Genomic DNA, 25,641 nt, shown 5'->3' with positions numbered 1-25,641 from the left:
TATGGAAACCGTGATCGCCGCCGCCTTACCGGCCCTCGGCTGGGCCCTGCACGGCAGCCTGCTCCTGCGCCGCCTGTCCACCGCCCGTCGCGACCCGCTGACGGGCCTTCACACCCGGGTCGGCTTCACCACCCGCGCCGAACACCTGCTCGACAGGAACCCGGCCGCGCTCGTCATCCTGATCGACCTGGACGACTTCAAGGCCATCAACGACACGCACGGACACCCCGCCGGTGACGCCGTCCTCACGGCGACCGCCCGCCGACTGCGCGACTGGTGCGCCGGCCACGGCATCGCCGCCCGCCTCGGCGGAGACGAGTTCGCCGCCATCGTCACCGACCCTGCACGCACCCCCGGAACGACGGCACTGCGGACCGCCCTCGACCGGCCCGTCGCCCATGACGGACAACTTTTGCCGGTCTCCGCCTCGGTCGGCCTCTGCCACCGCACCGACCTGCCGGTCCCCGCCCTTACCGACGCACTATCGGCGGCCGACGCCGGGATGTACGCGGCCAAGGGCCACGGAAGGCGCAACGTCCACAACTGAACGGCTCCCGGAGCGGCCTCGGTCGCCAAACTTCCGCCGCTCCGGGCGCCTGCACCCAATCCAGCTCCAACGGACCTGAAAGGGAAGCCCCATCATGCCCCAGCACGTCCAGCCGACGCGGGTCTGCCGCGACTGCGACGGCTTCGCCTCCGCCGCCATCACCACCGGCACCCGCCGAACCGACGGCACCCGCGCCACCCTCCGCGCCACCTGCCCGACCTGCCAGGGCACCGGTCGCACCGTCCCCGCCGCCTCGCTGTACCGCGCCGGGCGGTGACCACGTGACCAACACCGCCACCATGGCGGGCCTGGACCCGGCCACCCTCGCCGACGTGCTGAGGCTGGCCGGGTCTACCGGCTTCGACCGCATCCAAGACCAGATCCGCCGCACAGGCGGCTGCTCCGACCCCATCCACCTGACCGGTTCGACCGTCACCCGCGACGCCGCCACCGGGCAAGTGCTGCACTCCTACTCGACCGACACCGAACCCGGCGGACGGCTCCGCCTCGCCTGCGGCAACCGCCGGGCCTCCCGCTGCCCCGCTTGCGCCTGGACCTACGCCGGGGACACCTACCACCTGATCCGTGCGGGCCTCGTCGGCGACCCGGCCAAGGGCACCCCCCACACGATCCGGGACCACCCGCGGGTGTTCGCGACCCTCACCGCACCCTCGTTCGGCCCGGTCCACAACCGGCCCGGCAACCGGCCCTGCCGATGCGGCACCCTCCACGCCGAGGACGCTCCCGAGCTGGGCACGCCGCTCGACCCGGACGCCTACGACTACGCGGGCGCGGTGCTGTGGAACAACCATGCCTCCGAGCTGTGGCGCTACTTCACGATCTACCTGCGCCGCGAGATCGCCAAGCGCGCCGGTCTCACGCAGAAGGCGGCACGGGAACAGTCGCGCGTCTCCTTCGGCAAGGTCGCGGAGTACCAGAAGCGCGGAGCCGTCCACTTCCACGCCGTGATCCGCTTCGACGGCCCCGAAGGACCCGACGATCCGCCCCCGGCGTGGGCGACCCTCGACCTTCTCACCGACTCCATCCACGCCGCTGCTGCTCGCGTCGCCGTAGACGTGCCCCCCGCCGGTGACCGGCCTGCCCGGACTCTGCGCTGGGGCACGCAGCTGGACGTCCGCACGATCCGGGCCTTCGGCAACGGCGAGGAAATCACCGAACAGGCGGTGGCCTCCTACGTCGCCAAGTACGCCACCAAGGCGGCCGAGACCACCGGCACCGTGGATCGCCGCATCGGCAACAAAGAGGCCCTGGCGCTGCTCGGAGTACCCGATCACCCCGCCCGGCTCATCGCCGCGTGCCTCGACCTGCACGCCCTCTACCCGGACCGAAAGCTTCGGGACTGGGCTCACATGCTCGGCTTCCGGGGCCACTTCTCCACCAAGTCCCGCCGCTACTCCACCACCCTCGGCGCCCTCCGCCAGACCCGCGCCGACTACCGCGCGGCCCAGCAACGCGCCGCCCTCGGCCTGCCGGACCCCGACGACGAAGAGGCCACCACGCTCACCCTCGCCCACTGGACCTACGCCGGCCACGGCCACACCCCCGGTGAGTCCTGGCTCGCCGCCAGCATCCGGCGGGACATCCAGCTCAACCGCGAGATCGCCCGCGAGGAACTACCCGCCCTGCTCGACCTGGAAGGAGCCGCTACATGACCACCGCTGCCCCGGAGCTGCTGACCGTCCCAGAGGTCATGGCACGGCTCAAGGTTGGACGGACCAAGGTCTATGACCTCATCCGGACTCACCGCCTCGTGTCCATCAAGGTGGACGGGTGCCGGCGCATCCCGGATGACGCCGTCCGTGACTTCATCGTGGGTCAGATCGGGAGGGCTGCCTGATGGCCAAGCGTCGGCCCAACGGCGGCGGCACCATCGCGAAGCGGTCCGATGGCCGGTACCAGGGCGCTGCCTACGTCACCGACACGGACGGCAACCGCGTGCGCAAGTACGTGTACGGCCGGACCTGGGACGAGGCAAACGAGAAGCTAGGCAAGCTTCAGGACCAGGAGCGCAACGGCATTCCCGTCCCCTCCCGCTCGTGGAGTCTCGGTGAGTGGCTGGCCTACTGGCTGGAGCACATCGTGAAGCCGGAGCGGGAGCACAACACGTACGTGAAGTACGAGTCCAAGGTGCGGCTGTACCTGGTCCCGCAGCTCGGCAAGAAGGCCATGATCAGGCTGACGCCCGCGCAGATCCGTATCTTCATGGCGAAGCTCAAGGCGGACGGCGTCGGCGCTGCTGCCCGGTTCGAGGTGCTGCGCGTCCTCCGCAACGCCCTGAACCGCGCCATGCGTGAGGAGCTGGTGACCCGGAACGTCGCCCTGCTGGTGGACATGCCCAAGGTCAGCAAGGGCGAGGCTCGGCCCTGGAACGCCCAGGAGGCCGTTGCCTTCTTGCGGGCTTCCCGCGCGCACCGGCTGTACGCAGCCTGCGTCCTGGTGCTCGTCCTCGGCCTGCGTCGCAGCGAGGTTCTGGGGCTGCGCTGGCAGGACATCGACTTCGACCGGGGACAGTTCACGCCCGTCAAGCAGGTGCAGCGGGTCAAGGGCGCTGGCCTGGTCCTCAAGGACCTCAAGACCGAGTCCTCTCAGGCCGTGCTGCCGCTGCCTGAGTTCTGCGCCCGGGCTCTCCGCGAGCGTCGGGAGCTTCAGGATCTGGAACGCCGGATCGTCGGCGACGGCTGGGCCCAGGAGCCCGGGCAGGATCTCGTCTTCTCGTCCGAGCGGGGCGGCCCCATCGACCCGATGGGCTTCTCCCGGAGCTTCGAGCGGCTGGTGAAGCGGGCCGGTGTCCGCCGCATCACGGTCCGGCTCGCCCGGCACACCTGCGGGACCTTGCTGGCCTTCCTCAAGGTTCATCCCAAGGTCGCTCAGGCGATCCTCCGCCACAGTCAGATCAGCATGACCATGGACGTCTACACGCACGTGGTGGGCGACGGCGAACGCGAGGCCGTGGCGATGCTGGCCGAGCTTCTGGAAGATCCGCTGATCGGCTGATGTCAGCCATGGATGTCAAAGACCCCCAGCCGGTATCGACTGGGGGTCTTTGCACTGGTGGGGCTAACAGGATTTGAACCTGTGGCCTCATCCTTATCAGGGATGCGCTCTAACCAACTGAGCTATAGCCCCGCCGCGCTCTGCGGTGTATGTCCCGCGCGCTGACCTCTGAAGATTAGCGCACGACGCGGCCAGTCCCAAAATCGGTATCCCGGCCCCCGGGGACGGCCCCGAGGATGTGCTGTTACTCGTCCTCGGCCAGGGTCAGCTCGACGCCTCCGACGAAGCCCGCGGAGAGGTTGTAGATGAACGCGCCGAGGGTCGCCAGCGCCGTGGCGAGGACGACGTCGATGACCGCGATGATCGTCGTGAACATCAGGACGTGCGGCAGCGAGAGGAACGACTGGAGGTCGAAGCCGTTGGACTCGTTCGAACCGGTGGCCTCGGAGATCGTGCCGCCGACGGTCGAGAAGACGCCCATCGCGTCCATGACCATCCACAGCACCGCGGCGGCGACGATCGTGCAGATGCCGAGCGCGATGGAGAGCAGGAAGCTGACCTTCATCACCGACCAGGGGTCGGCCTTGGCCACGCGGAGCCGCGCCTTACGGGTGCGCGGCGTCGTGCGCGCGCCGGTCCGCGGGCGGCGTACCGCGCCGGCCGGGGCCGGCTGGTAGGCCTGCGGCGGGTGGTAGGGCCCCGCAGCCTGCTGCGGCTGCCGTTCACCCGGCAGCGCGGAGCCCGGCGGGGTGGCAGCGGCCGGCGAGGGTGCCGCCGACGCCGGTGTGTCCGGAGCCGCCGGGCCCGCTCCGGCCGCGTACTGCTGAGCCTGCGGGCCTCGGGTGTCCGTCACAGTTCCCCCCTGGGATCCATGAGAGTCATGGGAGTCGGCGCCATCAGTGGCGGAGCCACGGCCGCCGTCCGTTTCCTTACCGGTCGTTCCGGCGCCCGTGGCTCCGCTCACGATGACTCACTCCTCGCGTTACTCGGCCGGGGACTGCTCGCCCTCGTCCGTTCCCGCGGCCGCGACGACCTCGGCGGACTCGTCGTCGGCGTCCACGCCGTCGACTTCCTCCGCCTCGCGACCGGCCTCGGCGTTCCGAGCGATACCTACCACGGCATCGCGCTTGCCCAGGTTGATCAGTTGGACGCCCATGGTGTCACGGCCCGTCTCCCTGACCTCGTTGACTCGCGTGCGAATCACACCGCCGGACAGAGTGATGGCGAGGATCTCGTCGGTTTCCTCGACCACCAGCGCGCCGACGAGGGAGCCGCGGTCCTCGACGATCTTGGCAGCCTTGATGCCCAGGCCGCCGCGACCCTGAACGCGGTACTCGTCGACAGCGGTCCGCTTCGCGTACCCGCCGTCCGTAGCAGTGAACACGAACGTACCGGGTCGAACAACATTCATCGAGAGCAGCTCGTCCCCCGCACGGAAACTCATGCCCTTGACACCCGAGGTGGCGCGGCCCATCGGACGCAACGCGTCATCCGTGGCGGTGAACCGGATCGACTGCGCCTTCCTGCTGATCAGAAGCAGATCATCCTCGGCCGAGACCAGCTCCGCACCGATCAGTTCATCATCGGAACCGCTCTCCGTCTCGCGGAGATTGATCGCGATGACACCACCCGAACGCGGCGAGTCGTAATCCTTCAGAGACGTCTTCTTGACCAGACCGCCCTTGGTCGCGAGGACCAGGTAGGGCGCCGCCTCGTAGTCACGGATCGCCAGGATCTCGGCGATCGCCTCGTCCGGCTGGAAGGCCAGCAGGTTCGCGACGTGCTGGCCGCGCGCCTCACGGCCGGCGTCCGGCAGCTCGTAGGCCTTCGCGCGGTAGACGCGGCCCTTGTTCGTGAAGAACAGCAGCCAGTGGTGCGTCGTCGACACGAAGAAGTGGTCGACGATGTCGTCCTGCTTCAGCTTCGTGCCGCGCACGCCCTTGCCGCCGCGCTTCTGCGAACGGTAGTCCTCGGTCTTGGTCCGCTTGATGTAGCCACCGCGCGTGATGGTGACGACGATGTCCTCTTCGGCGATCAGGTCCTCCATGGACATGTCGCCGTCGAAGGGGACCAGCTTGGAGCGGCGGTCGTCGCCGAACTTCTCGACGATCGCGTTGAGTTCCTCGCTGATGATGCCGCGCTGGCGCACCGGCGAGGCGAGGATCGCGTTGTACTCGCGGATCTTGGCCTGGAGCTCGTCGTGCTCCTGGATGATCTTCTGGCGCTCCAGGGCGGCCAGTCGGCGCAGCTGCATCTCGAGGATGGCGTTGGCCTGGATCTCGTCGATCTCCAGGAGCCCCATCAGGCCCTCGCGCGCGATGTCGACGGTGTCGCTGCGCCGGATCAGCGCGATGACCTCGTCGATGGCGTCCAGGGCCTTCAGGAGGCCGCGCAGGATGTGCGCGCGCTCCTCGGCCTTGCGCAGCCGGAACTTCGTACGGCGGACGATGACCTCGATCTGGTGCGCCACCCAGTGCCGGATGAACGCGTCCAGGGAGAGGGTGCGCGGCACGCCGTCGACGAGCGCCAGCATGTTGGCGCCGAAGTTCGTCTGCAGGTCGGTGTGCTTGTACAGGTTGTTCAGCACGACCTTGGCGACCGCGTCGCGCTTCAGGACGATGACGAGGCGCTGGCCCGTGCGGGAGGACGTCTCGTCGCGGACGTCCGCGATGCCGCCGATCCTGCCGTCCTTGACCAGGTCGGCGATCTTCTGCGCGAGGTTGTCGGGGTTCACCTGGTAGGGGAGTTCGGTGACCACCAGGCACTGGCGGTTCTGGATCTCCTCGACCTCGACGACCGCGCGCATCGTGATGGAGCCGCGGCCGGTGCGGTAGGCCTCCTCGATGCCCTTGCGGCCCACCACGAGGGCGCCGCTCGGGAAGTCGGGGCCCTTGATGCGCTCGATCAGTGCGTCCAGGAGTTCCTCGTGGGATGCCTCCGGGTTCTCCAGGTACCACTGGGCGCCGGCCGCGACCTCGCGCAGGTTGTGCGGCGGGATGTTGGTGGCCATGCCGACCGCGATACCGGCGGAGCCGTTGATCAGCAGGTTCGGGAAGCGGGCCGGCAGGACGGTCGGCTCCTGGGAACGCCCGTCGTAGTTGTCCGTGAAGTCGACGGTGTCCTCGTCGATGTCACGGACCATCTCCATGGACAGCGGCATCATCTTGCACTCGGTGTACCGCATGGCGGCCGCCGGGTCGTTGCCGGGAGATCCGAAGTTGCCGTTGGAGTCCACCAGCGGCATCCGCATCGACCACGGCTGCGCGAGGCGGACCAGCGCGTCGTAGATCGAGGAGTCGCCGTGCGGGTGGTAGTTGCCCATGACGTCGCCGACGACGCGGGCGCACTTGTAGAAGCCCTTCTCGGGGCGGTAGCCGCCGTCGTACATCGCGTACAGGACGCGGCGGTGGACGGGCTTGAGGCCGTCCCGTACGTCGGGCAGCGCACGCGACACGATGACGGACATCGCGTAGTCGAGGTAGGAGCGCTGCATCTCGGTCTCGAGCCCGACGGGCTCGACACGCAGGGCGATCTCGCCCTCTTCGTCGGGGATGCTCGGAGTGTTGTCGTCGGCCATTGCTGGTGAAGATCCTTTCTGCGGCGGTCAGCTGAGACCGACTCAGATGTCGAGGAAGCGGACGTCCTTGGCGTTGCGCTGGATGAACGCGCGGCGTGCTTCGACGTCCTCGCCCATCAGGACCGAGAACAGGTCGTCGGCCTGGGCGGCGTCGTCCAGCGTGACCTGGCCGAGGACGCGGTGCTCCTGGTCCATCGTGGTGATGCGCAGTTCCTCGGCGTTCATCTCACCGAGACCCTTGAACCGCTGGACCGAGTCGTCGCGGGTGCGCTTGCCGTTCTGGCGGCCCAGCTCGATCAGCGCGTCGCGCTCGCGGTCCGAGTAGGCGTACTCGAAGTCGTCGCGACCCCACTTGATCTTGTACAGCGGCGGACGGGACAGGAACACGTGCCCGGCCTCGACCAGCGGCCGCATGAAGCGGAACAGGAAGGTCAGCAGCAGGGTGTTGATGTGCTGGCCGTCGACGTCGGCGTCCGCCATCAGGATGATCTTGTGATAGCGGAGCTTCTCGATGTCGAAGTCCTCGTGGACCCCGGTGCCGAAGGCGGAGATCAGCGCCTGGATCTCCTGGTTCTGCAGGATCTTGTCGATCCGCGCCTTCTCGACGTTGAGGATCTTTCCGCGGATCGGGAGGATCGCCTGGTACTGCGGGTTGCGGCCGGACTTGGCCGAGCCGCCGGCGGAGTCACCCTCGACGATGAAGATCTCGCACTTGACGGGGTCGTTCGACTGGCAGTCGGAGAGCTTGCCCGGCAGGGACGCCGACTCCAGGAGACCCTTGCGGCGGGTGAGGTCACGCGCCTTGCGGGCCGCCACGCGCGCGGTGGCCGCCTGGATCGACTTGCGGATGATGTCCGCGGCCTCGTTCGGGTTGCGGTCCAGCCAGTCGCTGATGTGCTCGTGGACGACCTTCTGGACGAAGGTCTTCGCCTCGGTGTTGCCCAGCTTGGTCTTGGTCTGGCCCTCGAACTGGGGCTCGCCGAGCTTGATCGAGATGATCGCCGTCAGACCCTCGCGGATGTCGTCACCCGTGAGGTTGTCGTCCTTCTCGCGCAGCAGCTTCTTGTCGCGCGCGTACCGGTTGATCAGACCCGTCAGAGCGGCCCGGAAGCCCTCTTCGTGCGTACCGCCCTCGTGCGTGTGGATGGTGTTGGCGAAGGAGTACACGCCTTCGCTGTAACCGCTGTTCCACTGCATCGCGACCTCGAGGGAGAGCATGCGCTCCTTGTCCTCGGCCTCGATGTCGATCACGGTCGGGTGGATGACGTCGCCCTTGCGGGAGTTCAGGTACTTCACGAAGTCGACGATGCCGCCCTCGTAGTGGTACGTGACGGTCTTGACCTCGTCGTTCTCGTCCGCACCGGCCTCGTCCGCGCCCGTCACGGCCTTCGCGGAGTCGCGCTCGTCAGTGAGTTTGATGGTCAAACCCTTGTTGAGGAACGCCATCTCCTGGAAGCGCCGCGTCAGCGTCTCGAAGGAGTAGTCCGTGGTCTCGAAGATGTCGCCGTCGGCCCAGAAGGTGACCGACGTACCCGTCACGTCGGTGGCCTCGTGCTTGGCGAGCGGAGCCGTCGGGACACCCAGCTTGTACTCCTGCGTCCAGCGGTAACCGTCGGTCCTGACCTCGACGGCGACCCTCGTGGACAGGGCGTTCACGACGGAGACACCCACGCCGTGCAGACCACCGGAGACCGCGTAACCGCCGCCACCGAACTTGCCGCCCGCGTGCAGGACCGTCAGCACGACCTCGACGGCCGGCTTGCCCTCGGACGGGACGATGCCCACCGGGATGCCGCGGCCGTTGTCGACGACGCGCACACCGCCGTCGGCGAGGATCGTGACCTCGATGGTGTCCGCGTGGCCGGCGAGGGCCTCGTCGACGGAGTTGTCGACGACCTCGTACACGAGGTGGTGGAGGCCGCGCTCACCGGTCGAACCGATGTACATACCGGGCCGCTTGCGGACCGCGTCCAGACCTTCGAGGACGGTGATGGCGTTGGCGTCGTACGCCACGCCCGGGGCCTCAGCTGTGCCAGCGTGCGCTTCTACGCGGGGCGCCTTGCCCTCCTCATCCGTTTCAGTAGCGGCAATGTTCTCGTTGGGGTTGCCGGAATCGGCCACGAAGCGCCCTTTCTGGCACAGCACGAACCAAGCTTCCGGCGGTGGCCGGAGCGGCTGCGGCGTGTTGCGTTGGTAAGCCTGCGTTGCACACCATTTCCCGACGGTCCCCGCAAGCGGGGCGGGATTGGCTTCCAGTCTACCGGTAGCGCCGACAGTGATGGGGGTTTGCCGGTACCTGAGTCCGCATGTGCCGCCCTCAACCGGTCTCTCGCGACTCCCCATATACGGAGCGGGGCTCCAAGAGGCTCACAGAGGCACTCAGCGCTTCCGGGTGTCAACCCCTAGCTACTGCCGAGTCAGGTCACCCGTAGGTGTCACCGGGACCCGTGCTCCCGGGGGCGCGCAAGGGGCCGTACCGACGGGCGGGGCCACCGGGGCCGAGCACCTTGATCACCCTGACCGCACCGTGCCCGAGGTCCTGGTTCAGCCGTGCCACCAGCTGCGGGGCGAGCAGCCGCAGCTGGGTCGCCCAGGCCGTGGAGTCGCACTGCACGATCAGCTCGCGCTCGTCCTCGTCGTACTTCTGCGGCTCGCAGTGCTTGGCCAGGTCGTCGCCGACGATCTGCGGCCACCGGCCCATGACCCCGCCCACCGCCGCGGGGGCCTCCCAGCCACGCTCGGTGAGCAGCCGGTTGATGGCGGCGCCGAGCGCCATCGGATCGCGCCCGTCGGCGCGTGCGCCGGAGCGCAGCCCGGCGCCGCGCCGCACCTGCTTCTTCTGCTGGGCCGCGTCCCCACGCGCGCGTGCCTGTTCCTTCGCGGCGCGCAGGGCCACGCGCGCGAGGTCGACGCCCGACGGCTCGGGAATCTTCCTGGCGGCGTCGCCGGATGCCCCGGCGGGAACGCCGCCCGGCGCGGCCGGTGTGTTTTCCGTCATACGCGCTCCACCGTGCCCTCGGACACCGCGAACCGCGTCCCGGCGAGGACGCCCGGCACGTCGTCGTCCACCGCCGCCGTCACGAGCACCTGCTCGCCGGGCGCGACCAGCTCGGCGAGACGCTCGCGCCGCCGGGTGTCCAGCTCGGCGAACACGTCGTCCAGGACGAGCACCGGCTCGTTGCCCTCGGCCCTGAGGAGGTCGTACGAGGCAAGGCGCAGCGCCAGCGCGAACGACCAGGACTCCCCGTGGGAGGCGTATCCCTTGGCGGGCAGCTGCCCGAGCTTGAGCAGCAGCTCGTCCCGGTGGGGGCCCACCAGGGTCACGCCCCGCTCGATCTCCTGCTTGCGGGCCTCCAGCAGGGCCGCCATCAGCTGCTCGTACAGCTCCTCGCGCGCGTGGCCGGCGATCCCCGGGGAGGACGGCTTGTACTCCAGTACGACGGGGCCACCGCCCGGTGCCAGCTGTTCGTACGCCTTGTCGGCGAGGGGCTGCACCGCGGCGACCAGGTCGAGTCGCTGGGCCAGCAGCTCGGCGCCCACGCGCGCGAGGTGCTGGTCCCAGACGTCGAGGGTGGAGAGGTCCATGGTGCGGCCGCCGTGGCGCCGGGCGAGCGCAGCCGACTTCAGGAGGGTGTTGCGCTGCCGCAGGACCCGGTCGTAGTCCGAGCGGACGCCTGCCATGCGCGGGGAGCGGGCGGTGATCATCTCGTCCAGGAAGCGGCGCCGCTCGCCGGGGTCGCCCTTGACCAGGGCGAGGTCCTCGGGCGCGAACAGCACCGTCCGGACGATCCCGAGCACGTCACGGGGCTTGACCTGCGAGGACCTGTTGATGCGGGCGCGGTTGGCCTTGCCGGGGTTCAGTTCGAGTTCGACGAGCTGCTGACGGTCCCCCTGCCGCACGTTGGCCCGGACGATCGCGCGGTCGGCGCCCATCCGCACCAGGGGCGCGTCCGAGGAGACGCGGTGGCTGCCGAGGGTGGCGAGGTAGCCGACCGCCTCGACGAGGTTCGTCTTGCCCTGGCCGTTGGGGCCGACGAAGGCGGTGACACCCGGGTCGAGCGGGACCTCGACGTGGGCGTACGAGCGGAAGTCGGCCAGCGACAGATGCGTGACGTGCATGGTCGTTCGCCGACCTCCCCCAACGTGGTGCTTCGGGTGTTTCCCCGAGGGCCGGGTCCCCCGGCCTTCGGTCGTCCCAGGCTGTGGACAGCCGGGCCGTCCCCGGGAGGCGGTGCCCCCAGGGTGTGGATCAGTTCTTCTTCTCCACGGCGTGGCCGCCGAACTGGTTGCGCAGTGCCGCGATCATCTTCATCTGCGGGGAGTCGTCCTGCCGGGACGCGAAGCGGGCGAAGAGCGACGCGGTGATCGCCGGCAGCGGTACCGCGTTGTCGATGGCCGCCTCGACGGTCCAGCGGCCCTCGCCGGAGTCCTCGGCGTACCCCTTGAGCTTGTCCAGGTGCTCGTCGTCGTCCAGGGCGTTGACGGCGAGGTCGAGCAGCCAGGAACGGATGACCGTGCCCTCCTGCCAGGACCGGAAGACCTCACGCACGTCGGTGACGGAGTCGACCTTCTCCAGCAGTTCCCAGCCCTCGGCGTAGGCCTGCATCATCGCGTACTCGATGCCGTTGTGGACCATCTTCGCGAAGTGGCCCGCGCCGACCTTGCCCGCGTGCACCGACCCGAAGTCGCCCTCGGGCTTGAGGGCGTCGAAGACCGGCTGCACCTTTGCCACGTTCTCCGCGGAGCCGCCGTACATCAGCGCGTAGCCGTTCTCCAGGCCCCACACACCGCCGGAGACTCCGCAGTCGACGAAGCCGATGCCCTTGATGCCCAGTTCGACGGCGTGCTTCTCGTCGTCGGTCCAGCGGGAGTTGCCGCCGTCCACGACGACGTCTCCCGGCTCCAGGAGGGCGGCCAGTTCGTCGATGGTGGACTGGGTCGCGGCACCGGCCGGGACCATCACCCACACCACGCGCGGGCCCTTGAGCCTGCCCACGAGCTCTTCCAGGCTGTGGACATCGGCGACGTCCGGGTTGCGGTCGTATCCGATGACGGTGTGGCCTGCGCGGCGAATCCGCTCGCGCATGTTGCCGCCCATCTTGCCGAGGCCGACGAGACCGAGCTCCATCAGTTGTTCCTTAGGTTTGCGACGTGGCGTGAGGGCACTGCCGTGCCTCGTCCGAGCCTAAACCCGGACGCTCACGCACACCTGTGGGCATAGCCGCTCAGACGTACGCCCTCACCTGCGGTCTTCGTCGGGCCGCGTCAGCCGCTGAGGCGCACCGGCATGATCAGGTACTTGTAGGCCTCGTCCGCCTCGGCGTCGACGGCGGGCCTGCCGCTGAGGAGGGCGGGCTTGGTCGACGTCGTGAAGGAGAGCTGCGCGACGGGAGAGTCGATGGCGCTCAGACCGTCGAGCAGGAACGTCGGGTTGAAGGCGATCGAGATGTCGTCGCCCTCCAGCTGGGCGTCGACCCTTTCCACAGCCTGTGCGTCGTCGCTGGAGCCGGCCTCCAGGATGAGCACGCCCTGCTCGAAGCTGAGCCGCACCGGCGTGTTCCGCTCGGCGACCAGGGCCACACGCTTGACGGCCTCCACGAAGGGGGCGGTCTCGATGACGGCGATGGAGTTGAACTCCGTCGGGAACAGCGTGCGGTACTTCGGCAGGTCGCCTTCGAGCAGCCGGGTGGTCGTACGGCGGCCGGCGCCCTCGAAGCCGATGAGGCCCTCGCCCGCGCCGGAGCCCGACAGGGCCAGGATCACGTTGTCGCCGCTCGTGAGGGCCTTGGCGGTGTCCAGGAGCGTCTTGGCGGGCACCAGGGCGACCGCGGAGGCCTCGGGGTTCTCCGGCTTCCACAGGAACTCGCGGACCGCGAAGCGGTAGCGGTCGGTGGACGCGAGGGTCACCCTGTCGCCCTCGATCTCGATGCGCACACCGGTCAGCACCGGCAGGGTGTCGTCACGCCCGGCCGCGATGGCCACCTGGGCGGCAGCCGAGGCGAACACCTCGCCGGGGACGGTGCCGGTCGCCGACGGCATCTGGGGCAGCGCCGGGTACTCCTCCACAGGGAGGGTGTGGAGGGTGAACCGCGAGGAGCCGCAGACCACCGTCGCCCGTACACCGTCTGTGGAGATCTCCACCGGCCGGTTGGGGAGGGCGCGGCAGATGTCGGCGAGGAGACGGCCGGAGACGAGGACCGTGCCCTCCTCGTCGATCTCGGCGTCCACCGAGACCCGCGCGGAGACCTCGTAGTCGAAGCTGGACAGGCTCAGGGAGCCGCCCTCGGCCTTCAGCAGGAGGCCGGCGAGGACAGGCGCCGGTGGACGGGCCGGGAGGCTGCGTGCCGCCCAGGCCACTGCCTCCGCGAGTACGTCGCGTTCCACCCGGATCTTCACCGTTGCCGCCTCCGTCTGTTGCCGGCGCTCTCGCCCTGCTGGCCTTCACTGTCTGACTCGGTGTCGTCGGCCCCTGTGACGGGACGGACACCGGGGACCAGTCTGACGCACCGCACTGACAGTCGGTGCCCCCCTCGGTCAAGTCGCGTCGAGCGGCACCGGAGCCCCGGACCCCGAGTTGTGCACAGCCCCCTCTTCTGAACAGATTCCCAGCTCTCTCTAGTTGGGAGTAGTAGTAGGGGTTGTGGAAACCGTGGATAACCCTGTTTTCGCAGCTCAGACGGCAGATTTTGTCCACCGGCCCTGTGGGTGACGTCGGTGGACAACCGGGGCTCGCTGTGGACGGGGAAAAGTTCTGCACACCCGATGCACAGGCTCGGGGCACTTCTCCCCAGCGCCGTCCCCAGTTTTACCCGCGTTCCCCACAGGCCAACCAGACACCTTGGTGTGACGCCTTTCACTCGACACGGTGAGAAGGCGCGGCGCGTTGCCGAACAGTGGACAGGGGTGTGGAGAAGGTGCGAGACGCTGGGGACAACCCGCCCGGTCCTGTGGGCCGCCGGTGGACAACTTCGTGCACACCCTGTGGATCATTTCTTCGTCCACAGTCTGTGGAGAACCTTCGTCCACCGATCCACAGCCAGCTGACCTGGTCTGATGATCTTTCACCAGAGCGACCTGTGGACACCGTCTGGACAACTTTCCGGTCCCCAGGGTGTGGACGCAAGAAAGTCCCAGGATCTGTGGAGGAGGGCCGTAACCAGGACCGTATTCGAACAGTGGATGTCGGTTGTGCGTCGGCCTGTCGGCTCGGAGAGGGCGCCGAAAGCCTTCGGGAGGACCCACCGGGTGCCCGCCGAGGGCGTTCCGGGGGCGTTCCGGAGGTCCGGGAGGACGTTTCTGAGCGCCTCGGGGAGACGCGACGGCACCCGGGGAGAGCGCCAAGAGATCCGAGCCGCAGGGTGCCGGCCGGCGCACGAGGACGGCGAAAGGCGCCCCCGGGAACTCCTCCCGGGGGCGCCTTCGAAGCCGTACGGCTCTGGAAATCAGCCGTTCTTGATGCGGTTGGTCAGCTCGGTGACCTGGTTGTAGATCGAGCGCCGCTCGGCCATCAGCGCGCGGATCTTGCGGTCGGCGTGCATGACTGTCGTGTGGTCGCGGCCGCCGAACTGCGCGCCGATCTTCGGCAGTGACAGGTCCGTGAGCTCGCGGCACAGATACATGGCGATCTGGCGAGCGGTCACCAGCACGCGACTGCGGGAGGACCCGCACAGGTCTTCCACCGTCAGACCGAAGTAGTCGGCGGTGGCCGCCATGATGGCCGGCGCCGTGATCTCGGGGGCGGAGTCCTCGCCGCCCGGGATGAGGTCCTTGAGGACGATCTCCGTGAGCCCGAGGTCCACCGGCTGCCGGTTGAGCGACGCGAACGCCGTCACCCGGATCAGTGCGCCCTCCAGCTCACGGATGTTCCGCGAGATCCGGGACGCGATGAACTCGAGGACCTCCGGCGGAGCGTTGAGCTGCTCCTGCACCGCCTTCTTACGGAGGATCGCGATACGCGTCTCCAGCTCGGGCGGCTGGACGTCCGTGATCAGCCCCCACTCGAAGCGGTTCCGCAGCCGGTCCTCCAGTGTCACCAGCTGCTTGGGCGGCCGGTCCGAGGACAGCACGATCTGCTTGTTCGCGTTGTGGAGCGTGTTGAACGTGTGGAAGAACTCCTCCTGCGTCGACTCCTTGTCCGCGAGGAACTGGATGTCGTCGACGAGCAGGATGTCCATCTCGCGGTACCGCTTGCGGAAACTGTCGCCCTTGCCGTCGCGGATGGAGTTAATGAACTCGTTGGTGAACTCCTCGGAGCTCACGTACCGCACGCGCGTGCCGGGGTAGAGGCTGCGCGCGTAGTGCCCGATCGCGTGCAGCAGGTGCGTCTTGCCCAGCCCCGACTCCCCGTAGATGAAGAGGGGGTTGTACGCCTTCGCGGGCGCCTCGGCGACGGCGACCGCCGCGGCGTGCGCGAAGCGGTTCGAGGCGCCGATGACGAACGTGTCGAAGAGGTACTTCGGGTTCAGGCGTGCGGTGGGCTCACCGGGACCCGATGCCGGCGCGGGCTGCGCCGCGAGCGGCCCCGGGGCTCCGCCCGCCGCGGGCAGGGCGGGTCCGCCGCGGTGCACGTGCCCGGTGCCCGTGGGGGACGACTCCGACAGGTCGCGGCGGTCCATGTCGCGCCGGCCGTCACGCTGGTCGTAGTCGGGCCGCTGCTGCTCGTAGTCGGAGCGTGCCTGCTCGTAGTCCTGGCGCTGCTGGTCGTAGGACGGCCGCTCCATCGACTGCGGGCGGTAGTCCTGCGAGGGCGACGCGTACGGGTCGCGGTCGGGGAAGCCGAGGCGCTGCTGCTGCCAGCCGTAGTCGTCCTGCGACGGACGGGGCCAGGACCCCGGCTCGGGCCGCTGGTAGTCGGGATAGGCGGGGCGGGCGGTCGGCAGATGATCGCCGGGGCCGCCGGGCAGCTGCTCGGAGCGGTGGGGACGATGGTCGTCCGCGCGGTGCCGGCCGTAGCGCTCGTATCCGTCGCGGCCCTGGCTGTCGTAGGGGTTCCGCTCGTCGCGTCCCTGGCCCTCGTATCCGTCGCGGCTGTCGCGTGAGTGGCGCCCGCTTCCCTGGCCGCTGTGGCCGTCGCGCCCGTCACGGCCGTCACGCGGGTCACGGCTGTCGCGTCCCTGGCCCTCGTATCCGTCACGCCCGTCACGCCCGTCGCGGTTCGGGGCGTCGTACGCGTCACGGCCCTGATCCGGTCCGGCCGGGAGTTCCGCCTCCTCGTAGCGGGGCGGAGGGGGCTCGCCCACGGAGTCGTCGACGGTGATCGCGATGCGGATCGGCCGACCGCACTCGCGGCTCAGCGTCTCGCTGACCACGGGGGCCAGCCGCCCTTCCAGTACGCCCTTCGCGAACTCGTTCGGAACCGCGAGCAGCGCCGTGTCCGCGACGAGTGCCAGCGGCTGGCAGCGCTTGATCCAGTGCTCGTCCTTCGCCTCGACGCCCTGCACACGGCCCTCACCGAGGAGCTGTTCCAGTACTCGTGGCCACACTGCGGCAAGATCGGCAGGTACGTCAGCCACAGGGCACGCTCTCTCACGGGTCCCACGAACGTGTGGTTCTGGGAACAGGTCGGGATGTAACTCGGGTGGGGCGGCGGGAACGAATCAGATGGCGCGGGGGGAAGGGAACGAATCGGAGTCCAGCCACGGTAGTCAGGGCGACCCATACGGTTCAAGTTGTTGTCCCCAGCCTGTGGACAGTGTCCCCCGGCGACACCGGTTTGACCGAATGGCGTAGCCGCGCGTACCGTAACCAGGTCGAGTTGTCGATGGCTGCTGCCGCCTGCCTCCGATGGGCACAGGTCACGTTCAGTGATCGGGAAGCGGTGCACTCGGGCGTAATGCGAGCTACTCGTGGGCGCACGGTGACAGCCAGGACGGCACCCCGCCACCACCGATTCTTTCTGGAGCCCCCGAGTGAGCAAGCGCACCTTCCAGCCGAACAACCGTCGTCGCGCCAAGACCCACGGCTTCCGCCTGCGGATGCGCACCCGTGCCGGCCGCGCGATTCTCGCGAACCGTCGTGGCAAGGGTCGCGCGAGCCTGTCCGCCTGATCACTTAAACAGGTCATGACGTGCTGCCTACCGAGCATCGGCTGAGGCGGCGCGAGGACTTCGCGACCGCGGTACGTCGAGGACGCCGGGCCGGACGCCCGCTCCTCGTCGTCCATCTACGCAGCGGTGCAACGGACCCGCACGTGCCTGGGGAGAGCGCTCCCCCGACGCGTGCGGGTTTCGTTGTCAGCAAAGCCGTGGGCGGAGCCGTCGTACGCAACAAGGTGAAGCGCAGGCTTCGTCATCTGATGCGGGACCGGGTGGCCCTGTTGCCCCCCGGTAGCCTGGTAGTAGTACGAGCGCTGCCCGGTGCGGGCGACGCCGACCATGCACAGCTGGCCCGAGACCTGGATGCCGCCCTGGGGCGGCTGCTGGGAGGGGGCGCGCGATGAAGTACCCGCTGCTGGCGCTGATCAAGCTGTACCAGTGGACCATCAGCCCGTTGCTCGGGCCGGTGTGCAAGTACTACCCGTCGTGTTCCCACTACGGCTACCAGGCCATCGACCGGCACGGCGCGCTCAAGGGAACGGCACTCACCGCCTGGCGCATCCTCCGGTGCAATCCGTGGTCGCCCGGCGGTGTGGACCATGTGCCACAGCGCAGGCGTCCGCGGTGGCACGAGATGCTGCGCAACGCTTGGCGTGCACGCAAGGGCGGGACCTCCGCCGCCGAACCGGCCATCGAGGGGCATGGAATGTCCGACCATCCCCCGAGCCCGGCCGCCGAGACCCCGTCCCATGCTCAAGGAGCCTGATTAGTGGACACGATTGCCAGTCTTTTCAGCTTCATCACGACACCCGTCTCCTGGGTCATCGTCCAGTTCCACTCCGTGTACGGAAAGCTCTTCGGGGCCGACACGGGCTGGGCCTGGGGCCTGTCCATCGTGTCCCTGGTGATCCTGATCCGTATCTGCCTGATCCCGCTCTTCGTGAAGCAGATCAAGGCGACCCGGGCGATGCAGACGCTGCAGCCCGAGATGAAGAAGATCCAGGAGCGCTACAAGAACGACAAGCAGCGCCAGTCCGAAGAGATGATGAAGCTGTACAAGGAGTCGGGTACCAACCCGCTCTCCTCGTGCCTTCCCATCCTGGCGCAGTCGCCGTTCTTCTTCGCGCTGTACCACGTGCTCAACGGCATCGCGACCGGCAAGACGATCGGCGTCATCGACGACCAGCTGCTCGAGAGCGCACGTAAGGCGCACATCTTCGGTGCCCCGCTGGCCGCGAAGTTCACCGACGGCGCGGCGAAGGTCACGTCCCTCGGTGCCACCCTGACCGACGTCCGCGTGGTGACCGCGGTCATGATCGTGATGATGTCGGCGTCGCAGTTCTACACGCAGCGCCAGCTGATGACGAAGAACGTCGACACCACCGTGAAGACGCCGTTCATGCAGCAGCAGAAGATGCTGATGTACGTCTTCCCGGTCATGTTCGCCGTCTTCGGCATCAACTTCCCCGTGGGTGTCCTCGTCTACTGGCTGACCACCAACGTGTGGACCATGGGCCAGCAGATGTTCGTCATCCACAACAACCCGACTCCGGGCAGCAAGGCGCAGGCCGCCTACCTGGAGCGCCTGCAGAAGCACGTGCTGAGCCACGGCAAGGTCCGCAGGCGTGGCGAGAAGGCCATCGTCAAGGCGATCGTCGCCAAGGGGCGTGACCGCAACGAGTTCGAGCGCAAGTTCATCAACAGCCTGACGAAGGCGGGTCTCGCGGCCCAGTCCGACGGCACGGTGGTCAAGAGCGAGACTGCGACCGTCACGGAGCTCGAGGACGGCACGACGACGACTGTCACGGGCGCCCCGAAGCGGCAGCAGCCGAAGCGGCAGTCGAAGTCGCAACGCCAGGCGGCCTTGGCCAGGCCGGCGGGAGAGGCCGAGCCGAAGACCTCGTTGATCAAGTCGGACGATCCTCAGGACGCCAAGCCCGGCACCGCCAAGCCGGCGGGCGGCGGCACCAAGCCCGGCGCCGGTACCCGCAGCAAAGCCCAGTCCGGGCGCAAGGGCCCACAGCGGCCCAAGTCCCCGTCCAAGAAGTAAGAAGGAGTCCATCCCGTGACGGAAGGCACCATCTCCGCCGCCGCCGAGGGCGACACCCTGAGCCGCCTGGAGCAGGAGGGCGAGATCGCGGCGGACTACCTCGAGGGTCTGCTCGACATCGCCGATCTCGACGGTGACATCGACATGGACGTCGAGGCCGACCGCGCCGCTGTCTCGATCATCAGCGATGCCGGCGGCCGTGACCTGCAGAAGCTGGTCGGCCGGGACGGCGAGGTGCTGGAAGCCCTCCAGGAGCTCACGCGCCTGGCCGTGCACCGGGAGACCGGCGAACGCAGCCGCCTGATGCTGGACATCGCGGGCTATCGCGCACAGAAGCGTGAGGAACTCTCCGAGCTCGGCGCCAAGGCCGCGGCGGAGGCCAGGAGCTCCGGTGAAGCCGTGAAGCTGCCGCCGATGACGCCCTTCGAGCGCAAGGTGGTCCACGACGCGGTCAAGACCGCAGGACTGCGCAGCGAGTCCGAGGGCGAGGAGCCGGAGCGCTTCGTCGTCGTGCTTCCCGCCTGATCGGTACGTACGTCCCTCCGGCCCCGTCTGTTGCGCAGACGGGGCCGAGCTTTGTCAGCCTGGTAGTCCCCCGGCAGCTGCGGTTCCGACAGCTGTAGTCCCTGATAGTCCTGGAAGTCAGCGCCAAGTGCGCTTATGCGGTACGGAAGGACGGTCCCCGTGACGGAGGCAGCGGAACTCCCCCCTACGCCCGAGGAGGCCCGCGCGGTATTCGGCGATCGCTTCGCGGACGCGGTCCGGTACGCGGAGCTGCTGGCCGAGGCGGGAGTACAGCGTGGCCTGATCGGTCCTCGCGAAGTGCCCCGCCTGTGGGAGCGGCATCTGCTGAACTGCGCGGTGCTCTCGGAGGTCGTTCCCGAGGGCGTGACCGTGTGCGACGTCGGCTCCGGCGCCGGACTGCCGGGCATCCCGCTGGCCCTGGTCCGTGAAGACCTCAAGATCACGCTGCTGGAACCGCTTCTGCGCCGCACCACCTTCCTCACCGAGGTGGTCGAGCTGCTCGGCCTCGACCACGTGACCGTCGTGCGTGGTCGGGCCGAGGAAGTCATGGGGAAGTTGCCGCCGGTTCACGTCGTGACCGCTCGGGCGGTCGCACCGCTGGACCGGCTGGCGACGTGGGGCATCCCCCTGCTGCGGCCCTACGGGGAGATGCTCGCGCTCAAGGGGGACACTGCCGAAGAGGAGCTGAAGAGCGCCGCCACGGCGCTGAGCAAGCTCGGCGCCGTGGAGACGTCCGTCCTGCACGTGGGTGAGGGAGTCGTGGATCCTCTCTCCACCGTGGTGCGGGTCGAGGTCGGGGAGAGCCCGGGCGGGGTGCGCTTCGCGGCGAAGCGGGCCAAGGCGGCCAGGACTACTCGGACCCGACGCCGTCGCTGACCCCCAAGAACGCCACGACGCCCCTGAACTCTCGGCTCCACTGCGGTGGAGCCGAGAGTTTTTTGTCACTCGGGCTCTCGCGCATTGATCCGTCCTGCCGGTGAGTCGTACGCCACACAAGCTGCCAAACCTACGCATATCGGAGTGTCGCGCCACTATGGGGACGGCCGCTAGGCATCGTGTTTCACGTGAAACGTCGCTCACTGCTGCACGGCATCATCAGTCGCGGCCGCGCCGCGGCCGAACCCCGCGACCGGAGGCCTCTCGGTTCACTCGAAGAGGGTGCGGAGTTGTCCACAGAGGTGGATATCTCCACAGAAGAACGGGCCTCGCTGGTTCATGACCCCGAAGACATGGGAGGCTCTGTTCATTGCGAGCCTGAAGTCGAGGAGAGTGAATCCTTGCGGTCCAACGCCAACATCGCGGGACCGATGACCGATCCGGTCCCCGGTCCCCGTACCGAGTCGATGGGGGAGGATGTTTCACGTGAAACACCGCCCCCGATGGACGACACTCCCATCGGTCGTGCTGCCCAACTGGCAGTAGAGGCTCTGGGGCGTGCCGGCGAGGGCCTGCCACGGCCGGAGCAGACACGCATCATGGTGGTCGCCAACCAGAAGGGCGGGGTGGGCAAGACCACCACCACGGTGAACCTGGCCGCGTCTCTCGCCCTGCACGGTGGCCGTGTCCTGGTGATCGACCTCGACCCTCAGGGCAATGCCTCCACCGCGCTGGGCATCGACCATCACGCCGAAGTGCCTTCCATCTACGACGTGCTGATCGACAGCAGGCCGCTTTCCGAGGTCGTCCAGCCGGTCCCGGATGTCGAGGGACTCTTCTGTGCACCCGCCACGATCGATCTCGCCGGTGCGGAGATCGAGCTGGTGTCTCTGGTGGCACGGGAGAGTCGTCTGGAGAGGGCGATCCAGGCGTATGAGCAGCCGCTGGACTACATCCTCATCGACTGCCCGCCCTCGCTCGGTCTTCTCACGGTCAATGCCCTCGTCGCCGGCGCGGAAGTCCTGATCCCGATCCAGTGCGAGTACTACGCGCTGGAGGGGCTGGGTCAGCTTCTGCGTAACGTCGATCTTGTCCGGGGTCACCTCAACCCGAACCTGCATGTGTCAACCATCCTCCTCACCATGTACGACGGCCGGACGCGCCTGGCGTCCCAGGTCGCGGACGAGGTGCGCAGCCACTTCGGCAAGGAGGTCCTGCGGACCAGCATCCCGCGCTCCGTCCGTATCTCGGAGGCCCCGAGCTATGGGCAGACGGTGCTGACTTACGATCCAGGATCGAGCGGTGCCCTCTCCTATCTGGAGGCGGCACGAGAAATCGCTTTGCGCGGCGTCGGAGTGGCCTACGACGCGCAGCATGCCCACGTGGGCGCACAGAAGGATCAGAGCATGGTGGAGGGGATCCAGTGAGCGAGCGACGGAGGGGGTTGGGCCGTGGTCTCGGCGCACTGATCCCGGCTGCCCCGACAGGGGAAAAGGTAGCGGGGCCGGTTTCGGGCGGCGCCGCAGGTGGCGCATCCACCTCGCCGACAGCCGTACCTGTACTCACCGCCGAGCGCGGGGTGGCGGCGGCGAGGGTGGCCGCGCTTCCCCCTGTTCCACGTGAAACAGAGGAGCAGTCGTCCTACGCGGTAGTGGAGGCGCCTGCCGAGCCGGTCGGCGCCCACTTCGCGGAGTTGCCGCTGGACTCCATCACCCCGAACCCGCGGCAGCCCCGTGAGGTGTTCGACGAGGACGCGCTCGCCGAGCTGGTCACCTCTATCAAAGAGGTCGGACTGCTTCAGCCGGTCGTCGTACGTCAGGTCGGCCCCGGGCGCTACGAACTCATCATGGGGGAGCGGCGCTGGCGAGCCTGCCGGGAGGCCGGGCTCGATGCGATTCCCACCATCGTGCGCGCCACGGACGACGAGAAGCTCCTCCTGGACGCTCTCCTGGAGAACCTGCACCGGGCTCAGCTGAACCCGCTGGAAGAGGCGGCCGCCTACGACCAGCTCCTCAAGGATTTCAACTGCACCCACGACCAGCTGGCAGACCGCATCGGTCGTTCGCGTCCACAGGTGTCCAACACTCTGCGTCTGCTGAGGCTTTCGCCCTCGGTCCAGAAGCGGGTGGCGGCAGGGGTGCTGTCCGCGGGGCATGCGCGGGCTCTGCTCTCCGTCGACGACTCGGAGGAGCAGGACCGGCTTGCTCACCGGATCGTGGCCGAGGGGCTGTCGGTGCGGGCCGTCGAAGAGATCGTCACTCTTATGGGATCCCGACCACAGAGTGCGCCGCGGTCCAAGGGCCCACGAGCCGGGGCGGTGCTCTCTCCAGCCCTGAGTGATCTCGCGACGCGCCTCTCGGACCGCTTCGAGACACGGGTGAAGGTCGACCTGGGGCAGAAGAAGGGCAAGATCACCGTCGAGTTCGCCTCCGTGGAGGATCTGGAGCGGATCCTCGGCAGTCTTGCCCCAGGGATGGGTCCAGTCCTGCAGAAGAGTCTTCAGAACGACGACTCCGACGAGACGGACGCGTGAGACAGACGGCGTAACGATCCCGTCTGCCACGTTGAGCGGGCCGTGTCCGGTGTGTACCGGAAAACGGCCCGCTCTTTGCTTTCTGGCGGTATCTATGGAATCGCATCGTGGATACGATGCGATTGGGTATGGCTTCTACACCTGGCGACACTTTCCTCGGGGAGGCGGACGGGGGCATGCGGACCGTGAGCGTTGCGGACTGGTCACCACCGGCCTGGGCCCAGTGGTGGTCGGCGGCTTCGTCGGCAGCCTCCTCGGGGAGCGAAGCACTCTGACAGCCGCCCGTGGCGCAGCGGGCGAAGGAAGCGAGGAACTGCCTTCATGGGGCGACGGCTCGTACCGCTCACGCTGGACAACCTTCAGGACCTTCCCCAGCGCTGCCGCTCGTGTGTCTTCTGGGAACTCGACCCCGTCAGCGGTGAAGCCGCGATAAAGGCGGGCACGCCCGCCTTGGAGAAGGAAGCCTGGATCTCGGCTGTCCTGCTCGACTGGGGATCATGTGGCCGCGTCGTCTACGTCGACGAGGAGCCGGTCGGATTCGTGATGTACGCGCCACCGGCCTACGTCCCCCGCTCCACGGCCTTCCCCACCAGCCCGGTCTCGCCGGACGCGGTCCAGCTGATGACCGCCTTCATCCTGCCGGGGTATCAGGAGCAAGGACTGGGCCGCGTGATGGTTCAGACGGTGGCCAAGGATCTGCTGCGCCGGGGCTTCAAAGCGATCGAGGCCATCGGGGACGCTCAGTGGAAAGAGCCGGCGTGCCTGCTGCCGGCCGACCATCTGCTGGCCGTTGGTTTCAAGACGGTGCGACCCCACCCCAGGTATCCGCGACTCCGCCTGGAGCTGCGTACGACGCTCTCCTGGAAGGAAGACGTGGAGCTGGCACTGGACCGCCTGTTGGGGGCGGTCCAGAAGGAGCCCGCACTGCGCCCCTTGTGATCACGCGTGGGCGCTGAGACTTCTCATGCCAATGGGCCAACCCCAGCGGGTTGGCCCATTCGTGTTTCACGTGAAACATCGCCGTCGGCGTGACGGCCTCCACGACTACTCGGCGATGAAGTCCTCGAGGTCACGCACGATGGCCGCCTTCGGCTTCGCACCGACGATGGTCTTGGCGACCTCTCCGCCCTGGTACACGTTCAGGGTCGGGATGGACATGACGCCGTACTTGGCGGCCGTGCCCGGGTTCTCGTCGATGTTCAGCTTCACGATCTCGATCTTGTCCCCGTACTCGGCGGCGATGGCCTCGAGCGACGGGGCGATCTGGCGGCACGGACCGCACCAGGCGGCCCAGAAGTCCACCAGGACGGGCTTGTCGCTCTTCAGGACGTCCTGCTCGAAGGAGTCGTCGGTCACGTTCTTGAGGGTGCCGGCCACGGCGGGCTCCTTAACTCGGTGATGCGGTGAGGCGTACGGGGGGTCAGACAGTGGTCTTCTCGGGCTCGGCGGTTGCCTCGCCGTCAGCCAGGGCGGCGAGGAAACGCTCCGCGTCGAGAGCGGCGGAACAACCGGTGCCGGCCGCGGTGATCGCCTGCCGGTACGTGTGGTCCACGACGTCGCCGGCACCGAAGACGCCAGTGAGGTTCGTCCGGGTCGAGGGAGCGGCGACCTTGAGGTAACCCTCGTCGTCCAGCTCGAGCTGACCCTTGAAGAGCTCGGTGCGCGGGTCGTGGCCGATCGCGATGAACAGGCCGGTCACCGCCAGGTCGGAGATCTCGCCGGTCTTCAGGTTCCGCAGTTTGAGGCCGGAGAGCTTGGGGTCGCCCTCGATCTCGGCGACCTCGCTGTCCCAGATGAACTTGATCTTCGGGTCGGCGAAGGCCCGCTCCTGCATGGCCTTGGAGGCGCGCAGGGTGTCCCGGCGGTGGACGATCGTCACCGACTTGGCGAAGCGGGAGAGGAACGTGGCCTCTTCCATCGCGGTGTCGCCGCCGCCGATCACAGCGATGTCCTGGTCCTTGAAGAAGAAGCCGTCACAGGTGGCGCACCAGGAGACGCCACGTCCGGAGAGAGCGTCCTCATTCGGCAGGCCGAGCTTGCGGTGCTGCGAGCCGGTGGTGACGATCACGGCCTTCGCGCGGTGCACCGTGCCCGCGGTGTCCGTGACGGTCTTGATCTCGCCGGTCAGGTCGGCGGAGACGACGTCGTCCGGGACGAGCTCGGCACCGAAGCGCTCGGCCTGGGCACGCATGTTGTCCATGAGCTCGGGGCCCATGACCCCGTCCTGGAAGCCGGGGAAGTTCTCCACCTCGGTGGTGTTCATCAGCGCGCCGCCCGCGGTGACGGCGCCTTCGAACACCAGCGGCTTCAGTGACGCGCGCGCGGTGTAGAGCGCCGCCGTGTAGCCGGCGGGCCCGGAGCCGATGATGATCACGTTACGGACGTCGCTCACGGCTTGTTTCCTCGTCTCTGGAGACTGCTGCGTACTGCCGGTGGGAGCCTCGCTCTGAACTCTCACCCGACCCAACGGATCCTAAGGGGCTT

General features: G+C 68.3%; 24 protein-coding genes and 1 tRNA gene. 14 read left to right on the top strand and 11 right to left on the bottom strand.

Going from position 1 to position 25,641, the window contains the following annotated elements; genetic code table 11:
* The first annotated feature begins 1 nt into the window (after window position 1).
* The 5 genes from AC0ZLC_RS18320 (at window position 2) to AC0ZLC_RS18300 (ending at window position 3,562) form a co-directional block, all read left to right on the top strand.
* Window positions 2-547 carry a GGDEF domain-containing protein gene (locus AC0ZLC_RS18320; RefSeq protein ID WP_476753026.1) on the top strand — a complete coding sequence of 182 codons (546 nt, stop codon included), beginning with the start codon at window positions 2-4 and terminating at the stop codon, window positions 545-547.
* A gap of 94 nt (window positions 548-641) precedes the next feature.
* Window positions 642-824 carry a hypothetical protein gene (locus AC0ZLC_RS18315; protein WP_476753025.1) on the top strand — a complete coding sequence of 61 codons (183 nt, stop codon included), beginning with the start codon at window positions 642-644 and terminating at the stop codon, window positions 822-824.
* A gap of 4 nt (window positions 825-828) precedes the next feature.
* The gene (repSA, locus tag AC0ZLC_RS18310; RefSeq protein ID WP_476753024.1) at window positions 829-2,220 is read left to right on the top strand and encodes a replication initiator protein RepSA; all 1,392 of its coding nucleotides are present in this window, start codon (window positions 829-831) and stop codon (window positions 2,218-2,220) included.
* The gene (locus AC0ZLC_RS18305; RefSeq protein WP_476753023.1) at window positions 2,217-2,405 is read left to right on the top strand and encodes a helix-turn-helix domain-containing protein; all 189 of its coding nucleotides are present in this window, start codon (window positions 2,217-2,219) and stop codon (window positions 2,403-2,405) included. The genes repSA and AC0ZLC_RS18305 overlap by 4 nt, the downstream gene beginning before the upstream one ends.
* A complete protein-coding gene (locus tag AC0ZLC_RS18300; RefSeq protein ID WP_476753022.1) occupies window positions 2,405-3,562 on the top strand; it encodes a tyrosine-type recombinase/integrase in 1,158 nt (385 codons plus the stop codon). The genes AC0ZLC_RS18305 and AC0ZLC_RS18300 overlap by 1 nt, the downstream gene beginning before the upstream one ends.
* A gap of 55 nt (window positions 3,563-3,617) precedes the next feature.
* On the opposite strand, the gene AC0ZLC_RS18295 is transcribed toward AC0ZLC_RS18300, so the two are convergent.
* The 9 genes from AC0ZLC_RS18295 to dnaA all read right to left on the bottom strand — a co-directional run bounded on the left by AC0ZLC_RS18295 (window position 3,618) and on the right by dnaA (window position 16,651).
* Window positions 3,618-3,694 (bottom strand) — tRNA-Ile (locus tag AC0ZLC_RS18295).
* A gap of 112 nt (window positions 3,695-3,806) precedes the next feature.
* Window positions 3,807-4,526, bottom strand: a complete 720-nt coding sequence (locus AC0ZLC_RS18290) for a DUF3566 domain-containing protein (RefSeq protein ID WP_476753021.1) — start codon at window positions 4,524-4,526, stop codon at window positions 3,807-3,809.
* Between the two features lie 18 nt (window positions 4,527-4,544).
* A complete protein-coding gene (gene gyrA / locus AC0ZLC_RS18285) occupies window positions 4,545-7,139 on the bottom strand; it encodes a DNA gyrase subunit A (RefSeq protein ID WP_476753020.1) in 2,595 nt (864 codons plus the stop codon).
* Window positions 7,140-7,181: 42 nt separating this feature from the next.
* Window positions 7,182-9,284 carry a DNA topoisomerase (ATP-hydrolyzing) subunit B gene (gyrB, locus tag AC0ZLC_RS18280; RefSeq protein ID WP_358855143.1) on the bottom strand — a complete coding sequence of 701 codons (2,103 nt, stop codon included), beginning with the start codon at window positions 9,282-9,284 and terminating at the stop codon, window positions 7,182-7,184.
* A gap of 277 nt (window positions 9,285-9,561) precedes the next feature.
* Window positions 9,562-10,137 carry a DciA family protein gene (locus AC0ZLC_RS18275; RefSeq protein WP_476753019.1) on the bottom strand — a complete coding sequence of 192 codons (576 nt, stop codon included), beginning with the start codon at window positions 10,135-10,137 and terminating at the stop codon, window positions 9,562-9,564.
* Window positions 10,134-11,258 (bottom strand): DNA replication/repair protein RecF, encoded by a 1,125-nt coding sequence (gene recF, locus AC0ZLC_RS18270; RefSeq protein WP_476753018.1) that lies wholly within the window; start codon window positions 11,256-11,258, stop codon window positions 10,134-10,136. The genes AC0ZLC_RS18275 and recF overlap by 4 nt, the downstream gene beginning before the upstream one ends.
* A gap of 130 nt (window positions 11,259-11,388) precedes the next feature.
* Window positions 11,389-12,267 (bottom strand): phosphogluconate dehydrogenase (NAD(+)-dependent, decarboxylating), encoded by an 879-nt coding sequence (gene gnd, locus AC0ZLC_RS18265; protein WP_358855146.1) that lies wholly within the window; start codon window positions 12,265-12,267, stop codon window positions 11,389-11,391.
* 137 nt (window positions 12,268-12,404) lie between these two features.
* The gene (dnaN, locus tag AC0ZLC_RS18260) at window positions 12,405-13,535 is read right to left on the bottom strand and encodes a DNA polymerase III subunit beta (protein WP_476753017.1); all 1,131 of its coding nucleotides are present in this window, start codon (window positions 13,533-13,535) and stop codon (window positions 12,405-12,407) included.
* A 1,046-nt stretch (window positions 13,536-14,581) separates the two neighbouring features.
* Window positions 14,582-16,651, bottom strand: a complete 2,070-nt coding sequence (gene dnaA / locus AC0ZLC_RS18255) for a chromosomal replication initiator protein DnaA (RefSeq protein WP_476753016.1) — start codon at window positions 16,649-16,651, stop codon at window positions 14,582-14,584.
* 396 nt (window positions 16,652-17,047) lie between these two features.
* Between dnaA and rpmH the strand changes: the two genes are divergently transcribed.
* The 9 genes from rpmH to AC0ZLC_RS18210 all read left to right on the top strand — a co-directional run bounded on the left by rpmH (window position 17,048) and on the right by AC0ZLC_RS18210 (window position 24,096).
* Entirely contained in the window at window positions 17,048-17,185 is a 138-nt protein-coding gene (rpmH, locus tag AC0ZLC_RS18250) for a 50S ribosomal protein L34 (protein ID WP_006381191.1), read from the top strand.
* 20 nt (window positions 17,186-17,205) lie between these two features.
* Window positions 17,206-17,577, top strand: coding sequence for a ribonuclease P protein component (gene rnpA / locus AC0ZLC_RS18245; RefSeq protein WP_476753015.1), 372 nt, complete (start codon window positions 17,206-17,208; stop codon window positions 17,575-17,577).
* Window positions 17,574-17,939 carry a membrane protein insertion efficiency factor YidD gene (gene yidD, locus AC0ZLC_RS18240; RefSeq protein WP_476753014.1) on the top strand — a complete coding sequence of 122 codons (366 nt, stop codon included), beginning with the start codon at window positions 17,574-17,576 and terminating at the stop codon, window positions 17,937-17,939. Before rnpA ends, yidD begins: the two co-directional genes overlap by 4 nt.
* 3 nt (window positions 17,940-17,942) lie before the next feature.
* Window positions 17,943-19,223 carry a membrane protein insertase YidC gene (gene yidC, locus AC0ZLC_RS18235; protein WP_476753013.1) on the top strand — a complete coding sequence of 427 codons (1,281 nt, stop codon included), beginning with the start codon at window positions 17,943-17,945 and terminating at the stop codon, window positions 19,221-19,223.
* A gap of 15 nt (window positions 19,224-19,238) precedes the next feature.
* A complete protein-coding gene (locus AC0ZLC_RS18230; protein ID WP_476753012.1) occupies window positions 19,239-19,748 on the top strand; it encodes a Jag family protein in 510 nt (169 codons plus the stop codon).
* Window positions 19,749-19,907: 159 nt separating this feature from the next.
* Window positions 19,908-20,624, top strand: a complete 717-nt coding sequence (gene rsmG / locus AC0ZLC_RS18225) for a 16S rRNA (guanine(527)-N(7))-methyltransferase RsmG (RefSeq protein ID WP_476753011.1) — start codon at window positions 19,908-19,910, stop codon at window positions 20,622-20,624.
* A gap of 353 nt (window positions 20,625-20,977) precedes the next feature.
* The gene (locus tag AC0ZLC_RS18220; protein WP_476753138.1) at window positions 20,978-22,051 is read left to right on the top strand and encodes a ParA family protein; all 1,074 of its coding nucleotides are present in this window, start codon (window positions 20,978-20,980) and stop codon (window positions 22,049-22,051) included.
* Window positions 22,048-23,157, top strand: a complete 1,110-nt coding sequence (locus AC0ZLC_RS18215) for a ParB/RepB/Spo0J family partition protein (protein ID WP_476753010.1) — start codon at window positions 22,048-22,050, stop codon at window positions 23,155-23,157. The genes AC0ZLC_RS18220 and AC0ZLC_RS18215 overlap by 4 nt, the downstream gene beginning before the upstream one ends.
* Before the next feature lie 321 nt (window positions 23,158-23,478).
* Window positions 23,479-24,096, top strand: a complete 618-nt coding sequence (locus AC0ZLC_RS18210) for a GNAT family N-acetyltransferase (RefSeq protein WP_476753009.1) — start codon at window positions 23,479-23,481, stop codon at window positions 24,094-24,096.
* 105 nt (window positions 24,097-24,201) lie between these two features.
* Here the strand turns inward: AC0ZLC_RS18210 and trxA are convergent, their stop codons facing one another.
* A complete protein-coding gene (trxA, locus tag AC0ZLC_RS18205; protein ID WP_007383275.1) occupies window positions 24,202-24,534 on the bottom strand; it encodes a thioredoxin in 333 nt (110 codons plus the stop codon).
* A gap of 43 nt (window positions 24,535-24,577) precedes the next feature.
* Window positions 24,578-25,549, bottom strand: a complete 972-nt coding sequence (trxB, locus tag AC0ZLC_RS18200) for a thioredoxin-disulfide reductase (protein ID WP_476753008.1) — start codon at window positions 25,547-25,549, stop codon at window positions 24,578-24,580.
* Between the last annotated feature and the right edge of the window lie 92 nt (window positions 25,550-25,641).

The sequence above is a fragment of the Streptomyces sp. GLSS-08 genome (assembly GCF_056387915.1).
This window is presented reverse-complemented; position numbering and strand designations above follow the sequence as displayed.

Bases quoted from the DNA above. Each gene is read 5' to 3' on its own strand.
- AC0ZLC_RS18320 (WP_476753026.1), top strand. From the start codon at position 2: ATGGAAACCGTGATCGCCGCCGCCTTACCGGCCCTCGGCTGGGCCCTG.
- AC0ZLC_RS18315 (WP_476753025.1), top strand. From the start codon at position 642: ATGCCCCAGCACGTCCAGCCGACGCGGGTCTGCCGCGACTGCGACGGC.
- AC0ZLC_RS18305 (WP_476753023.1), top strand. From the start codon at position 2,217: ATGACCACCGCTGCCCCGGAGCTGCTGACCGTCCCAGAGGTCATGGCA.
- AC0ZLC_RS18300 (WP_476753022.1), top strand. From the start codon at position 2,405: ATGGCCAAGCGTCGGCCCAACGGCGGCGGCACCATCGCGAAGCGGTCC.
- gyrA (WP_476753020.1), bottom strand. From the start codon at position 7,139: ATGGCCGACGACAACACTCCGAGCATCCCCGACGAAGAGGGCGAGATC.
- AC0ZLC_RS18275 (WP_476753019.1), bottom strand. From the start codon at position 10,137: ATGACGGAAAACACACCGGCCGCGCCGGGCGGCGTTCCCGCCGGGGCA.
- recF (WP_476753018.1), bottom strand. From the start codon at position 11,258: ATGCACGTCACGCATCTGTCGCTGGCCGACTTCCGCTCGTACGCCCAC.
- gnd (WP_358855146.1), bottom strand. From the start codon at position 12,267: ATGGAGCTCGGTCTCGTCGGCCTCGGCAAGATGGGCGGCAACATGCGC.
- yidD (WP_476753014.1), top strand. From the start codon at position 17,574: ATGAAGTACCCGCTGCTGGCGCTGATCAAGCTGTACCAGTGGACCATC.
- AC0ZLC_RS18220 (WP_476753138.1), top strand. From the start codon at position 20,978: ATGGGAGGCTCTGTTCATTGCGAGCCTGAAGTCGAGGAGAGTGAATCC.
- AC0ZLC_RS18210 (WP_476753009.1), top strand. From the start codon at position 23,479: ATGGGGCGACGGCTCGTACCGCTCACGCTGGACAACCTTCAGGACCTT.